The following is a 14,723-nucleotide window of genomic DNA, read 5'->3' as shown; positions in this document are numbered from 1 at the left end:
GGTGTGTTTAAAGCGAACCATTTAGTCCAGTCATATTATCAATTAAATCAACAATTTGATTTACCATTACTTTGGCATTTTGTTCATCGGTTGGCAACGTGATGTCCGCAATTTCTTCATAAAACGGGTTGCGAGTCTTTGCTAAATCTTCCAATACTTGACGAGGATTCTCTGCATCTTGAAGCAATGGACGTTTTTTATCACGTTGAGTACGTTGGAATTGTTTTTCCACCGTCGTTTCTAAATAAATCACAATACCGCGTGCTGATAAATAGTTACGGCTTTCCTTAGAAAGCACTGCGCCACCACCAGTTGAAAGAACGATACCTTGCATTTGTGTGAGTTCGTTAATAATGCGTTCTTCACGTTTGCGGAAGCCGTCTTCGCCTTCCAAATCAAAAATCCAGCTAATATCCGCGCCCGTACGCTCTTCAATCACTGCATCGGAATCAATAAAATCCATATTAAGCTGTTGTGCTAATTGACGACCGATAGTGCTTTTACCCGCCCCCATTGGCCCTACTAAAAAAATATTACGTTTTTCCGCCATTGTTCTTTATCTAATAAAAGTGAAATAAAATGCGATCATTTCTAATGAAAATAAACTGCGTAAAAATGCAGAAGATAGAAAGATCTCCCAAAAAATGGGGTAGATTATCGCAATAAATTACCCTATTTTTCAACCTTTATAGGGAATTTATTTTCTACGAGAAATCATCTAAATATGGAATAGTTAAAATTCTCAATCATCTATGAAGTCTTCAAGCCTCAGACTAATAACAAAAATAGCGCATTAAGTACGCGCTATTTTTAGCCTATTTTTCAATTTTATTTTTTAGGTAACGCATCAGTTGAAGCATTAAACTTCACATTTGATGAAGTATAAGCCTCAAAGTGCGGGTGTTTTTTCATAAATTTTATGAAACTTTCTGCATCAGGTAAGTAGGTATCAACGCCCTCATATTTTGGATCATTAAATAATTTACCAAAGGTTTTGTAACCGTCTTTACCGCCTGCAACATAAGCATTTGTTCCGACAAGATAACGTTTGTTATCATCAATCGGTTCCCATTGTTGGGTTTGTTTATTCAAGACTTCAACACTCACTAAACGCTTACCTTCCGCATTTGGTGTTTCATTCGCTTCATAACGAATGCCTGCGCCATAAGGGAATGCGCCTGTAGAGCCATCAACTAAAGCAAATTGCATCGCATCTTCAAGCACTTGTTTCACTAACGAACCTTCCATTTTGTAGGTATATAACGTATTTCCGAAAGGTAAGAAAGTATAAGCATCATTAAAAGTCACATTGCCTGGTAAAATATCTGCACGCACACCACCTGCATTTTGAATGGTTAAATCCACCGTTTTGAGTTCGTTATACATTGTTTCTGCAATAAAACGTGTTGCAATAGAACCTTCAGGATTTGAACCTGCTTTATTTGGGATACGGTTTGCTGAACCACCTGGCATTGCAGAACCAGTGATGACGCCCACAATTTCTTGTGCTAAGTGATCTTTTTCACTTTTATATTTAGCAATAAGCTTATCGGTTTTCGTATCGTGATCATCAAGTGAAATACTTTTCATTGATTTTAAAGTATCAAGTGCTTTTTTACGTTCATCGCCAGCTAATTCAGCCCATTTACCTTCAGAATTTTTCACTTGAAGTTTATGAGAGCTCATTAACACGTGAGGAATTTTACGAGTAATAGACGCAATACCTTCAGGACTGAATTTAACACCTAAATCACCCACAACAGCAGAATAAGCCCAGCCTTCCATTACAAATACTGGTTCGCCATTTGGATTTTTAAATTCAAGGGGATATTCATAGATTACTGGCAATTTTAAACCACGTAATTCATCATTTCCGTATAAATAATGTGAATCGCCAGTAACAATAACGTCAATATCATTTACTTTTTGAGCAATTTCGATATTTTTTTCACTTCCAGCGTGTGAAAGTAAAATGATTTTATTAATGCCTTGTTGTTTTAAAGCATTTGCCATAATTTGTGCGGTAGCAATTTCATCATAGAACTTCACATCCTTACCAGGAGAAGAGGAATTCACTGTTTTCTTCACGGTATCTAAACCGATAATGGCAATTTTTTCTCCATCCACTGTGAAAATATCGTAAGGTTTCCATTTGTTATACAAAATTGAACTTTTATCAGGAATCACATTAGCTGAAAGCACAGGGATTTTTAATGGCTCAAGCAGTTTTAATAACCCTTCATTACCCGCGTCAAATTCATGATTACCCAAAGTAAAATAATGGAAATTACCTGCATTCATCACTGCAGCATCTGCAGAACCGCCAAACAGCGTAAAGTAAAGTGTACCAGTAATGGCATCACCTGCATGCAGTACTAATGGATTTTTGTATTTTTTACCCAATTCGTTAAGTTTTGCATTGACAGCAGAAAAACCACCAATATCCACTTTGGTTTGCTGACCATTTAAATTAATCCGTGTTTCGTGTGGTTCTAAATAAGAATGGTGATCATTAATGTGCAAAATACTTAATTCCACAGCTTTGTGAGCTTGTGGTGCTTCTTTGGCAAGAGCTGCACTAGTGAAAAGCATCGCGAATGCACTGAGTGCAAAGGTGGCTGATTTTTTGGATAAAAGCATAAAAACTCCTGTTGATAAGGGATTAATTTAAACCTTCTAGCATTGCTTGAAAGGTTTTGTAACGAATTGCATCATTATTGTGCTGTAAATTTTCTCGAGGTTGATCTAGATACGAAAAATCATCAACTTCCACACCTTTAAATTGGAGATTGAACATCATATTTGCTAAAGCAAGGCGAGGCTTAATTTCAGAAGAAGGAGTAATCAAACTTACACGATTTTCAGTAATCGGAAAAATAGTTTGATTAGGAAAATCTTGACGCATTTGTTCAATCATTTTTTGAAATATATCTTTGGCATTCAAAGACAATAATATAATTTGATCTGCTTTCGCTCCCCGCTCCATTAAAGCCTGAACAAATTGCTCCGAATTATCTGTTTGACGAATATAAATTTTTGCTTGCTCATTTGCTAAAAAAGATACCAATAAGTTTTTCTTCATTTCCTGAATTAAATTAGCATCGCCAGTATTTATCGGCTCAAAATATAAGTAATCAAGAAATTTAGGAGTGAGATTTTTATCTGTTTTAAAAATGCGAGTGAGGATTTTTTCGCTTATTTGGATCTGATTATCAAGAAATTGGGGAGGTAAAGAAAAAAGTGCGGTCAGTTTTTTTTGTAAATTTGTAATTTGTTGTTTGTCTTGTTTAGCTAAAGCTATTGAAAATTGTTGCTTCAAAGCCTCAGCTGATTCAGTAGATATTGATTGATGAGAAGATGGATTAGCTATGACATCTTGTTGAACACCAATAAATGATGCCAATCCAATTAACACAGAATGAAAACCAATTTTCATAATAAACCTCATTTAACTGATATTTTATTAATGTAAAATACCGCTATACGCGTAAATTTAACCTAAAACAGCTGAATGCCTCGTATTATATCGCAAAATAAAATAAATTGTGAATGATAATTAAGAGGAATATAACCTACTTTTATGCACACAAAACTTGCAATTTTGCTTGAAAAGTATAAAATTCTCAGGCTTTTTGTCTATATATACAGAGAAAAAAGTAAGCTATATTCTTAAATAACTTTCGAATTTGAGAATATTCTTTTAGTAATTAAACATTTAGAGGAAGGTTATGGTAACCATTCGTTTATCTCGTGGCGGAGCTAAAAAACGTCCATTTTATCAAATCGTAGTAGCTGACAGCCGTTCACCTCGTGACGGTCGCTTCATTGAGCGTGTAGGTTTCTTCAACCCAATCGCACAGGGTAACGCAGAACGTCTTCGCATTAATCTTGAGCGTGTAAATCACTGGGTTGCTCAAGGTGCTTCACTTTCTGATCGTGTTGCAACTTTGGTAAAAGAAGCTCAAAAAGCAGCATAATTTTGCTTTTTGATTTAGTTCTTAAACGAAGATAGGTGAGAAATATGGAACAACAACATATTGAAGTTGTGGGCAAATTAGGCTCAACCTACGGTATTCGTGGGTGGTTACGTATTTATTCATCAACAGAACAAGCTGAAAGCATTTTTGATTATCAACCTTGGTTTTTAAAAATCAAAGGCGAATGGCAATCAATTGAATTAGAAAACTGGCGTTATCATAATCACGAAATCATCGTTAAATTAAAAGGCGTTGATGATCGTGAAGCAGCACAAATTTTAGCGAATATTGAAATTGGTGTGGATTTATCTGTATTCCCAAAACTGGAAGAGGGCGATTATTACTGGCACGATTTAATCGGTTGTTCAGTCGTAAACTTAGAAGGTTATACAATGGGAATGGTAACAGAGATGATGGAAACAGGTTCTAATGATGTGTTAGTGGTTAAAGCCAATACCAAAGATGCTTTTGGAAAACAAGAGCGGTTAATTCCGTTCTTGTATGAACAAGTAGTTAAAAGAGTCGATCTCACCACGAAAACAATTGAAGTGGATTGGGACGCTGGTTTCTAATCTCAAGTATGCACAAACGTAATGTAGTAGGCTTTTTATGTGGATAGGGGTGATTTCATTATTCCCCGAAATGTTTAAAGCGATTACGGAATTTGGGGTTACAGGTAGAGCCGTAAAACATAATCTTCTGCAAGTAGAATGTTGGAATCCTAGAAATTTTACATTCGACAAGCATAAAACCGTGGATGACCGTCCTTATGGTGGTGGTCCGGGAATGCTGATGATGGTGCAACCTTTACGGGATGCGATTCATGCTGCGAAAGCAGCGGCAGGAGAAAGCGCAAAGGTGATTTACCTTTCGCCACAAGGACGTAAACTCGATCAAGGCGGCGTAACCGAGCTTGCTCAAAATCAGAAATTGATTTTGGTATGTGGACGTTACGAAGGTATTGATGAGCGATTGATTCAAACTGAAATCGATGAAGAATGGTCAATTGGCGATTACGTTCTGACCGGTGGGGAATTGCCGGCAATGACATTAATTGATGCTGTTGCACGTTTTATTCCCGGTGTATTAGGCAAGCAAGCCTCCGCAGAAGAAGATTCTTTTGCAGATGGTTTATTAGATTGCCCACATTACACTAGACCAGAAGTGTTAGAAGGATTAACTGTACCGTCCGTGCTGATGTCGGGACATCACGAAGAAATTCGGAAATGGCGATTAAAACAATCGCTACAAAGAACGTGGCTCCGACGCCCTGAGCTCTTAGAAAGCCTAGCTCTGACTGACGAACAACGTAAACTGTTAAAAGAGGTGCAAGCCGAGCATAACAGTTAGTTTCAGTTACATCTAGGATCAATAAAGGATCAAACAATGTCTAACATTATCAAACAACTTGAACAAGAACAATTAAAACAAAATGTACCTAGCTTCCGCCCAGGTGATACTTTAGAAGTTAAAGTATGGGTAGTTGAAGGTAGCAAACGTCGTTTGCAAGCATTCGAAGGCGTGGTTATTGCAATTCGTAACCGAGGCTTGCACTCAGCATTCACTTTACGTAAAGTATCTAATGGCGTAGGCGTTGAGCGCGTATTCCAAACTCACTCTCCAGCTGTAGATTCTATCGCAGTTAAACGTAAAGGTGCGGTACGTAAAGCTAAACTTTACTACTTACGTGCACGTTCAGGTAAATCAGCTCGTATTAAAGAGCGTTTGGGTGCATAATTCATTATATTTAATGATAATCTAAAAAACCTTGGGATGTCCCAAGGTTTTTTTAGTATCCTAACGTTCTGTCTTCTAAAGGTATCACCTATATATCATGAACTCCATTAACATTCCGTATACTATCATCTTATAAATTCAAAAATAATTAGCAAATATTCCAAATACTCATAAATATGTAATTATTATACTCCCTCAATCCTTATTTTTCGTGCTTAAATCATAAAAATCTATCTTTCAATTGACATCAATATCTAAGGCATTACTCTAAAAAATATATCAAAGTAACTAAATTATTAGTTCACTTTACGATTAAAAAAATAGTAAGAAGCAATTTCAATAAATTAGATATTCCTCGTATAAAACAGTATAATTCCATCAATAGATCATAAACCAACAGGAGTATTTTATGAAATTATATGGTTTAATTGGTGCGTGCTCATTTGTTCCACATGTGGCATTAGAGTGGGTAAAAATACGTGAAAATGCGGATTATGAATTTGAAGCTGTCACGCGTGAGTTAATTAAATCACCTGAATTTTTATCATTGAATCCACGCGGGGCAGTACCCGTATTAGTTGATGGCGATTTAGTTCTATCGCAAAATCAAGCAATTTTGCACTATTTAGATGAACTTTATCCGAATTCAAAATTATTCGGTAGCAAAACGGTACGTGATAAAGCCAAAGCCGCTCGCTGGTTAGCATTTTTTAATGCGGATATTCATAAATCTTTTGTGCCTCTATTCCGTTTACCAAACTATGCGAAAGATAACGAAACACTCTCACACACTATTCGCCAGCTATCAGTAGAGCAAATTTTAGATCAACTTGCAGTCGCAAATGAACATTTAGAAAGCCATATCTATTTTGGCGAATCGATTTCAGTTGCCGATGCGTATCTTTACATTATGCTAAATTGGTGTCGAGCAGTAGGCATAGATTTCAGCCACTTAACTCAACTTTCAGCTTTTATACAACGCATTGAGGCTGATCAAGCTATCGAAAATGTGAGAAAAATTGAAGAACTAAAAGTATAAACAATAATGCCCCGTATCTTTGATCTTCCACAAGAAGTTAGACTTATTTAATTCAAAGACTGAGTTCTATCATTCACATAACTTAGTCCTTTTAGTATATCCTGAATACGCTCATGGTGTAATAATAAATATACTCCTAGAGCGTTTTTTCCAGTTCTTCAAACGTCTCAAATCGTTCACCGTAATACATTCCGTTTTTAATCATCCAAAGATGCCTTTCATCTTTTTTAGAATGACATTCTTTGCTTCCAGCTCCAAAATCCAATATTTCAAACGTTCATCTTCAGTGGTTCGGTTTGGATGGCAATTTTAAGGTATTTAGGTTCCATGTTTAAGAAACCTCCATGTTTGGGTATTAAGCCATTTATACTTTTTTTCAAAGACTTGTAACCATCGGATAATAACAAGCTGATTAGCAATACCAAAGTATAAACAGGAAGTTTCTACAAAAAATTGCCCATTTTTAACCGTTTGTATCACGTTAAGTTTAAATTTAAGTGAGTAATTTCGCTTCTTACCCAGCACAGCTAACCCATTGATTCTACTATGATTAAACTGGTTAATCTAATCTCGCAATGTTCTGCTGTCAAGTTGAAAATTTTTACGGATGAGTGAATGATTTTTACCATTTTGAATATAAAATTCGATGACTTGTTGTTTGAAAAGAGTGTTGTATTTGGCTATAAAAAATCTGCATCTTAGTTAGTTGCTGATTTAGTCTAATTTTTTGGGTGCAGATCAAATATGGGTCATTTTACCATTTATATGGTATTTTTATCTGTAAACTCACTATTTTTCTAGAAATTCATTTTTAAATACATCTTTTACAACTAAATCCATTGTTCATAGATTATGACATTTATCTTTTTTATCCGTCATCTTACAATTAATTTATATAAGTAAAAATATCTTGTTTTTTATCATCGTTAAATTTATAATAAATATAAATAATTATTATTAAGATTTAAGGGGCATATGAATATTATAATTAATAAACGTATCTTTTTATTAGTCACCTTTGTAAGTATTCAACTCAATGTAACCGCAAAGCAAAATTCTTCTAATTCTAATAGAGAGGAGTTATTACCTATCATTGTGAACACTGACGAGGATAGTAATAAACTACCTGGTCGTTCAGTATTAAAACAGAAAAATATCGAACAACAACAAGCTGACAATGCAGCGAATTTAATTAATATTTTGCCAGGTGTGAATATGGCAGGTGGTTTTCGCCCTGGCGGACAAACATTAAATATTAATGGAATGGGTGACGCTGAAGATGTTAGAGTTCAGTTAGATGGAGCTACAAAAAGTTTTGAAAAATACCAACAGGGTTCTATTTTTATTGAACCCGAATTGTTAAGAAAAGTAACTGTGGATAAAGGAAATTATTCTCCTCAATATGGTAATGGTGGTTTTGCTGGAACTGTAAAATTTGAAACTAAGGATGCTAGGGATTTCTTGCAAGAAAACCAGAAAATAGGTGGTTTGTTAAAGTATGGAAATAATAGCAATAATAACCAAAAAACTTATAGCACTGCACTAGTTTTACAAAATGAACAAAAAAATATTGATTTATTATTATTTGGTTCTGTAAGAAATGCTGGCGATTATAAAAGACCAGACAATAGCAAAATTCTTTTTTCAAAAAATAATCAAAAAACTGGATTAATAAAAGTAAATTGGCAAATTACTCCTGAACATTTATTAACTTTATCCAGTGTTTATGGCATTCATAAAGGGTGGGAACCTTTCGCAGCGAAAAGAGATATTTTACCTAAACCAAGTTCAGATGATATAATGCGTTATGGCACTGATATTGCTTGGAAACGTAAACTGGTTTATCGAGATCAAAAAGATAAAAATTACACATTAAAATACCACTACCTACCTAAAAATAATCCATGGATTAACTTATCTACTCAATTCAGCTATAGTAAAACCATACAAAATGATATGCGTCCCAAAGAAGCATCTTCAGTATTTGGTAGCAGCTTAGGTAATCAAAGCTGGATAGCTTATTCAGATCTTACTTTTGATATAAATAACACAAGTACTTTTAATATCAAAACTTCTGAGCATGAACTATTGTATGGTTTACAATGGTTAAAAAACACAAGAAATACTTTAATATACGATAAAGGTAAAGTGAAAAAAGTGGACTATAATTATGGCTATTTTCAGCCTTATTATATGCCTTCTGGACGCCAGTATACACAAGCATTTTATTTACAAGATCAAATAAAATGGCAGAATTTCCTCTTTACAGGAGGGATAAGATATGACCATATCAATAATATAGGGCAGAAAAATTTAGCGCCACGATATAATGATATCTCTGCAGGGCATAATTATAGCCAGAAAAATTATAATGGTTGGTCTTATTATTTAGGTCTTAAGTATGATGTAAATCATTATTTAAGTTTATTTACGAATTTTAGTAAAACTTGGCGTGCACCTGTTATTGATGAACAGTATGAGACGCAATCTAAGCAATCTTCTGTGCCTGCAACCTCTTTAAATTTAGAAAAAGAAATGATTAATCAAACCAGAGTGGGTGGAATTATTACTCTCAATCATCTATTTCAGGAAAATGATGCTTTTCAATTTAGAACTACTTATTTTTACCACCGTGGTAAAAATGAAATATTTAAAACCAGAGGAGTTAATTGTGTAGGCAATGCTGCAGATACCAATAATAGTGTTTGTCCTAAAATCATTGGAAATTATCGTAATTTGCCAGGTTATGTTATTCAAGGCGTAGAGTTAGAAGCTTATTATCAATCCACTTATTTATTTGGTGAGCTAACATATTCTTATGTAAAAGGAAAACGTGACACCTCACCAAGAAACCCATGGGGTAAAACCTCAACATGGATTGCAGAAATTCCCCCTAGAAAGGCAACTGCTACTTTAGGTTTCAATGTTCCAAAATATTATCTCACAGTAGGTTGGCGTGCTGAGTTTGTAAGAAAACAAGATCGATCGCCATCGTCTGGAGACCCCAAAGCATCATATTGGTCATTACCAGCTTCAAGAGGATACAGCCTACATAACCTATTCCTTTCTTGGAGCCCTGCAAAAATTAAAGGTATGAATATTAAGATTACAGTGGATAATTTATTCAATCGAGCATACAACCCTTATCTAGGCGAATTGGCTTCTGGAACAGGTAGGAATATCAAATTTAGCCTATCTCAGAAATTTTAGAATAAATAATAGCCCGATTGAATCTAATCGGGCTTTATCATAACTATAATTAGGCAAAACCTAACTATAATGTCCATTATACAAGATTAATCATAAATATACTTTTTTGAAAAAAATTTACAGAAAATTTATCTTAATATAGGAGATATATTAAGATAAATACATCATTAAAGAATGTAGAGATAATAGGTATAATCCCCTATACTAATTTTAGTATTCTTTGGTTAGCTTAGTTCCACTACCATACTTTCGCGTACGGGATTATCACCCGTTGTCGCCGCACCTGAAAGCGATATTGCCCAATCGTTTATGCAATTAGCCGAAAAAGTTGCCTCAGAACTTTACTGGCAAGGTTCAGTAATTCCAAGTGAGATCATGTTTAAGGAAGTGAAATAAAATTTGCTAAAATCGACCGCACTTACATTTAACTCCAGAAAAGTGCGGTGACTTTTATAAAAATTTTATTAATACAAGATAACAAAAAAAGCCCTCAATATTGAGGGCTTTTTTAGGGTATATATCCTAATCGAAATTAGCGACGTAAACCTAAACGAGCGATAGTTGAAGTGTAAAGCTCAAGATTAGTACGTTTTAAATAATCTAAAAGTTTACGACGACGAGAAACCATACGCAATAAACCACGACGACCATGGTGATCTTTTTTATGTTCAGCAAAGTGAGCTTGTAAATGGTTGATTTGTGCAGTTAATAAAGCGATTTGCACTTCTGATGAACCAGTATCTTTTGCATCACGACCAAACTCAGCAACGATTGCTGCTTTTTTTTCCGTACTTAGAGACATTTGATAACTCCTAAAAATTAAGTTAAACATACATCGCTAGCCGATCTCTAATTCAGCCACGACAAGGAGTATGAATTTTAGCATTGATGAGGATAAAAGCAATAAAATCTTTATAAAAACTCACCGTAAACTTTGAGCAAAAAAAGAAAGCCTGCTAAACAGGCTTTCTCTAGTTTAATTAAAACGTAATTTCTGCACTCAATTTATAGTTTCTACCTGGTGAATAAAAACGATTAATACCTGCACCTGTTTGTTGATTAATCAAGTTACTTGTCCCAAATGGCTTAATTGAACGAGCAGACTCCCAAGTTAAATATTTACGGTCAGTCAAGTTATATACACCAAACTGTAAAGTCACATTTTTAACTGGTTTTACATAAGTAACAAAATCAACCAACGTATAGTCATCACTACGCCATCTAATTGCACTGTCTTTATAACCTTGTTCCTTATAAAACATATTATAAGTATCTTTAGCTTTCTCCGCACTAACATGGGTTACATATAAGTCTGCACCAAATATCTGCTCTTTATGATCATACCCTAATCCAATAACAGAGGTTTTTGGTTGAATTGCATTCATTGGTCTATTACCATCTAAACGTCCTCTTTGATAAGTAAATTTATAACTTAAATTAAAACCATCTAACTTCTCAAAGAAATAACCAATATTCAAGCGAGAATTAATCTCAACGCCTTTCACTTTTGCGCGATCTACGTTTACATTCTGATAGACTTGGAAATCTCTTGCTTGTGCTTGACCACCTACAGAATTAGATAAATTTCTTGGACCTAAATACGCTAAATCAATAAAATGACGATACTTTGTTTGGAAAACACTTGTGCTAACAAATCCCCAATTATCGTGCACTGTTAATGCAATCTCTTGATTTTTTGCTTCCTCTGGTTTCAACACGGGGTTCGGTAAAATCGTAAAATCTGGATGCTTAAAGGTAAAATAAAGTTCATCTGAAGTCGGGGCTCTAAACCCTTTTGAATATTTTACTTGTACTCGTAAAAAATTCAGAGGATCGAACGTTGCACCAAGAGAATAAGAATGTTTCTTAAAGCGTTTTTCTTGTGCAATATAAGCAATATTTTCCTCCGCATTCTTACGAATTTGTTCTGGGGTCAATGCTTTTGTTGTTTCATAATTTCCTATTTTAACTTTTTCTCCTTTAGGTAATGGAATAAAAATACCTTTCACCATATCATCTGCAATTTTAGGTGTTACACCAGGAATATATTCTGGTTGATATTTAATATCGTCATAACGATAACCTAAATCTACACTCAACATGTTGTGTAATTTGATATTATCTGAAAAATATAGAGACTTGGTTGTCGCTTCTACTGGAATTAAGAAAGAAGTTAAAGGTTCATGACGAGGACATTTCAGTCCATTATAGTTACAATTCGTACTATTCCCTAAAATTCTATCAGCCCACCATGTAGGATTTCTCCCATCGTAACCTGCTTTATTAACCATTTTCTTCTCTGTACGTGAATAAATGGCACCGTATAATAATTCATTTTCTATATTAAAAGTCGAAAATGTTTTTGTTAAATCCAAATTGATTTGATTTGTTTTGTATTTGAATCAAGATCTCTTTCTTTGTAATCATATGGTAAATAACCTTTTGAATTAGGTAAAATTAAATAGTTCCTAACACCTCTTTCTTCTTTAGCTGTTTTATATAATTTACCATTGACAGTGATTTCTTCAGATAACTCAACTTGTTTTGGCGTATATTGACCATTTTAATAGTTATAAACAGTAAATGGCTGAGTACAATCAAAAAGAGAACAATCTAACCAAAATTCTTTAGGTCCTAACTGAATATTATTACTAAATGCTGCATTATTAGTACCAGATGTCGTAGGAAATGGGTTACCATTTTTATCAACTATTTCTGTATTAAATCCTGTTCCTTTTAAAGTAATCTTATTTCCCTCTGGATCAACAATTTTGCCATCTTTCAACTGAAGCCCTAATGGATTTTTATAAGAATCACATTTTTCATTACCATCACAATAATCTTCTGTTCTTGCTCTTGTTCTGATCTTTTGTTGTGAATAACTCAATTTTAGCGTATCCCAAAATGGAGTTATGCTATAGTTTTCATAAGTAAAAGAAACATTTTTACGTTTTGTCAAATCATTTGCATGACGAGATTCTTTCTCATCTAACTGAATATATGTTGTTGCAACAAGATTATATGAAAGATCATGTCCGCAGGAATGCTGAAGATAAGTATCAGAAGCGACTGTAAAACGATGATTTTCTGTTGGCGAAAAAGAGAATTTCACTAATGTACTTTCTTTCGTAATTGTATAAGGATCCGCTTTTTCTCTTTCTTTCCCTTGAATATCTCTGCCATTTTAGTCATAATTTTCTAATTCATGTCCATGTCGCTTAGAATGCATAATCAATGCATCAAACATTTGATAGCGACCTGCAAGAGTCACAGCATTTAATCCCTGATTATCTGCCGTTGAGTAGCCCGCTTTATAGCCGATATGCCAATCTTTTTCAGTCAGGAAATCTCTGGCATCTTTTGTTTCAAAAAGTACAGCGCCTCCCAAAGAACCACTACCTACTTTTACAGAATCAGCACCTTTCGCGATTTTAGCGACTTTCAACGTCTCAATTTCCACACTATTTCGGGTATTGTTAAAATTGCCGTAACCTTCGAATAATTCTTTAAAGCCTTGAGAAGAAAGGGTTTCTGCTTGATGTAAGCCATCTACTGTAATTGCCACTCGGTTCTCATCCACACCACGAATGGCATAACCGCTCGAACCAAAACGTCCAGCTTCTACCACAGTCACTCCGGTTTCATAGCGCACAAGATCACGACTATCCTGTACTTGCTGGCGTTTCAATTGACTCGCCGTTTTCACAGTTTCACCGACTTTTTTCTCTTTAATATTCATCTCACCTTGTTGAGAAGAAACGGTAATCGTATCAAGTTCAGTCGTCTCTTGATGACTATCCGCCAAAATGACCCCACAATAACTCAATAATGCTAATGTAATTGCAGAAAATTTTACTGTTGTTGTACGCATTTTCCTAACCTCACGTAAATACCCTAAAAAGTTGACAAAACTTATTCTTGGTGTCCTTCAACCAAGTAAACAAAGCTCACTAAATCATCATTACTCACTTGGAAAGCTTGACCAAAACCTTTTACAAATAACCCTTGTGAGGGTTTGAAACTAAACAAATGAAAATCTTTCATCCGAGACAATTCATCCATTAATGCACCATGTCTTGCTTTGAGTGCCTCAACGCCAGAATGCCATTCTTCACTTTCTCTCTCGACAACACGCGCAACCGCATCAAAAGATAAACGACGTACACTTTTCTCCTGATTTAAGTTCATTATTTACAAGATGTTTGTTTATTCCTTTACAGGAATAAACACTCTCATTATAATGAGAGCAAATTGATTATTTTTTATTCTATCTTAGTAAATAAGGTACTGATGTAAGGATAAGAGGTATCCCTGCCCAGTATTGCTATTGAGATATCGGCAGACACAAAGAGTGTTCTACTAATTTTTTAAAATTTAAAGATAGAAAAAACCCCAGCCTTTCGACTGGGGTTCTTCTTTTTTTATGTGATTTAGATTTTTATTTGATAACCCGGCGGTGCCCTACTCTCACATGGGGAAACCCCACACTACCATCGGCATTACAGCGTTTCACTTCTGAGTTCGGTATGGTCTCAGGTGGTTCCACCGCACTATCGCCGCCGGGATAATTCTTTAATAACTTCTCTCTTTGTTTCTTCTCTTTTACGACTTCACTTTTTTCGCTTTTCGTCTCTCTTCTTCTTATCGGCAACAAGCTGAACTCGATTTTCTTTCTATTTTTCCTTTCTATTAAGTCTTCTATATTTAAGTTGTTTGTCTACTCTTCTCTTTCGCTCTTTTCTCAAAAACACTTGAGCGTT

The 14,723-nt window shown here is 34.8% G+C and carries 10 protein-coding genes, 1 rRNA gene and 4 pseudogenes; 7 read left to right on the top strand and 8 right to left on the bottom strand.

The genetic code is table 11. The features are described from left to right. Positions 1-7 precede the first annotated feature (7 nt). From aroK to DQN24_RS03950, 3 genes are all read right to left on the bottom strand, one after another. A complete protein-coding gene (aroK, locus tag DQN24_RS03960) occupies positions 8-550 on the bottom strand; it encodes a shikimate kinase AroK (RefSeq protein WP_021035613.1) in 543 nt (180 codons plus the stop codon). 278 nt (positions 551-828) lie between these two features. Then, positions 829-2,640 (bottom strand): NAD nucleotidase, encoded by a 1,812-nt coding sequence (gene nadN / locus DQN24_RS03955; protein ID WP_111695418.1) that lies wholly within the window; start codon positions 2,638-2,640, stop codon positions 829-831. Positions 2,641-2,662: 22 nt separating this feature from the next. Beyond that, positions 2,663-3,436 (bottom strand): hypothetical protein, encoded by a 774-nt coding sequence (locus DQN24_RS03950; RefSeq protein ID WP_021035615.1) that lies wholly within the window; start codon positions 3,434-3,436, stop codon positions 2,663-2,665. 292 nt (positions 3,437-3,728) lie between these two features. Between DQN24_RS03950 and rpsP the strand changes: the two genes are divergently transcribed. The 5 genes from rpsP (at position 3,729) to DQN24_RS03925 (ending at position 6,753) form a co-directional block, all read left to right on the top strand. Continuing rightward, the gene (rpsP, locus tag DQN24_RS03945; RefSeq protein WP_021035616.1) at positions 3,729-3,977 is read left to right on the top strand and encodes a 30S ribosomal protein S16; all 249 of its coding nucleotides are present in this window, start codon (positions 3,729-3,731) and stop codon (positions 3,975-3,977) included. A 44-nt stretch (positions 3,978-4,021) separates the two neighbouring features. Further along, on the top strand, positions 4,022-4,549 hold the full coding sequence (gene rimM / locus DQN24_RS03940; protein ID WP_021035617.1) for a ribosome maturation factor RimM: 528 nt from the start codon (positions 4,022-4,024) through the stop codon (positions 4,547-4,549). Between the two features lie 37 nt (positions 4,550-4,586). Continuing rightward, positions 4,587-5,327: a tRNA (guanosine(37)-N1)-methyltransferase TrmD gene (gene trmD, locus DQN24_RS03935; protein WP_021035618.1), complete on the top strand. Its 741-nt coding sequence runs from the start codon at positions 4,587-4,589 to the stop codon at positions 5,325-5,327. A 36-nt stretch (positions 5,328-5,363) separates the two neighbouring features. Next, a complete protein-coding gene (rplS, locus tag DQN24_RS03930; RefSeq protein ID WP_021035619.1) occupies positions 5,364-5,714 on the top strand; it encodes a 50S ribosomal protein L19 in 351 nt (116 codons plus the stop codon). Positions 5,715-6,123: 409 nt separating this feature from the next. After that, positions 6,124-6,753, top strand: a complete 630-nt coding sequence (locus DQN24_RS03925) for a glutathione S-transferase family protein (protein ID WP_021035620.1) — start codon at positions 6,124-6,126, stop codon at positions 6,751-6,753. 219 nt (positions 6,754-6,972) lie between these two features. Here the strand turns inward: DQN24_RS03925 and DQN24_RS09075 are convergent. Next, positions 6,973-7,437, bottom strand: a pseudogene (locus tag DQN24_RS09075) (IS3 family transposase); the annotation flags it as partial. A 291-nt stretch (positions 7,438-7,728) separates the two neighbouring features. On the opposite strand from DQN24_RS09075, the gene DQN24_RS03915 reads away from it, so the two are divergent. Next, entirely contained in the window at positions 7,729-9,963 is a 2,235-nt protein-coding gene (locus DQN24_RS03915) for a TonB-dependent hemoglobin/transferrin/lactoferrin family receptor (RefSeq protein ID WP_111695417.1), read from the top strand. 258 nt (positions 9,964-10,221) lie between these two features. Next, a pseudogene (locus tag DQN24_RS03910) lies at positions 10,222-10,359 on the top strand (iron-sulfur cluster carrier protein ApbC); the annotation flags it as partial. 136 nt (positions 10,360-10,495) lie between these two features. Here DQN24_RS03910 and rpsO read toward each other — a convergent pair. The 4 genes and pseudogenes from rpsO to rrf form a co-directional block, all read right to left on the bottom strand. Continuing rightward, entirely contained in the window at positions 10,496-10,765 is a 270-nt protein-coding gene (gene rpsO, locus DQN24_RS03905; RefSeq protein WP_021035622.1) for a 30S ribosomal protein S15, read from the bottom strand. A gap of 178 nt (positions 10,766-10,943) precedes the next feature. Continuing rightward, positions 10,944-13,834 (bottom strand): annotated as a pseudogene (locus DQN24_RS03900) (TonB-dependent hemoglobin/transferrin/lactoferrin family receptor). Positions 13,835-13,875: 41 nt separating this feature from the next. After that, positions 13,876-14,124, bottom strand: a pseudogene (locus DQN24_RS03895) (heme utilization protein HutZ); the annotation flags it as partial. Positions 14,125-14,411: 287 nt separating this feature from the next. Next, positions 14,412-14,527 (bottom strand): 5S ribosomal RNA (gene rrf, locus DQN24_RS03890). Positions 14,528-14,723 lie beyond the last annotated feature (196 nt).

Origin of the sequence: Haemophilus influenzae (assembly GCF_900475755.1) — a bacterium.
Taxonomy (GTDB): Bacteria; Pseudomonadota; Gammaproteobacteria; order Enterobacterales; family Pasteurellaceae; genus Haemophilus; species Haemophilus influenzae_D.
Note: the sequence above shows the minus strand (reverse complement) of the source record. Positions and strands in the feature narration are given on the sequence as shown.

What these genes read in the sequence shown, in the direction of transcription:
- rpsP (WP_021035616.1), top strand. Translation starts at nt 3,729, where the DNA reads ATGGTAACCATTCGTTTATCTCGTGGCGGAGCTAAAAAACGTCCATTT.
- DQN24_RS03925 (WP_021035620.1), top strand. Translation starts at nt 6,124, where the DNA reads ATGAAATTATATGGTTTAATTGGTGCGTGCTCATTTGTTCCACATGTG.
- rpsO (WP_021035622.1), bottom strand. Translation starts at nt 10,765, where the DNA reads ATGTCTCTAAGTACGGAAAAAAAAGCAGCAATCGTTGCTGAGTTTGGT.
- nadN (WP_111695418.1), bottom strand. Translation starts at nt 2,640, where the DNA reads ATGCTTTTATCCAAAAAATCAGCCACCTTTGCACTCAGTGCATTCGCG.
- DQN24_RS03915 (WP_111695417.1), top strand. Translation starts at nt 7,729, where the DNA reads ATGAATATTATAATTAATAAACGTATCTTTTTATTAGTCACCTTTGTA.
- rplS (WP_021035619.1), top strand. Translation starts at nt 5,364, where the DNA reads ATGTCTAACATTATCAAACAACTTGAACAAGAACAATTAAAACAAAAT.
- rimM (WP_021035617.1), top strand. Translation starts at nt 4,022, where the DNA reads ATGGAACAACAACATATTGAAGTTGTGGGCAAATTAGGCTCAACCTAC.
- aroK (WP_021035613.1), bottom strand. Translation starts at nt 550, where the DNA reads ATGGCGGAAAAACGTAATATTTTTTTAGTAGGGCCAATGGGGGCGGGT.
- DQN24_RS03950 (WP_021035615.1), bottom strand. Translation starts at nt 3,436, where the DNA reads ATGAAAATTGGTTTTCATTCTGTGTTAATTGGATTGGCATCATTTATT.
- trmD (WP_021035618.1), top strand. Translation starts at nt 4,587, where the DNA reads ATGTGGATAGGGGTGATTTCATTATTCCCCGAAATGTTTAAAGCGATT.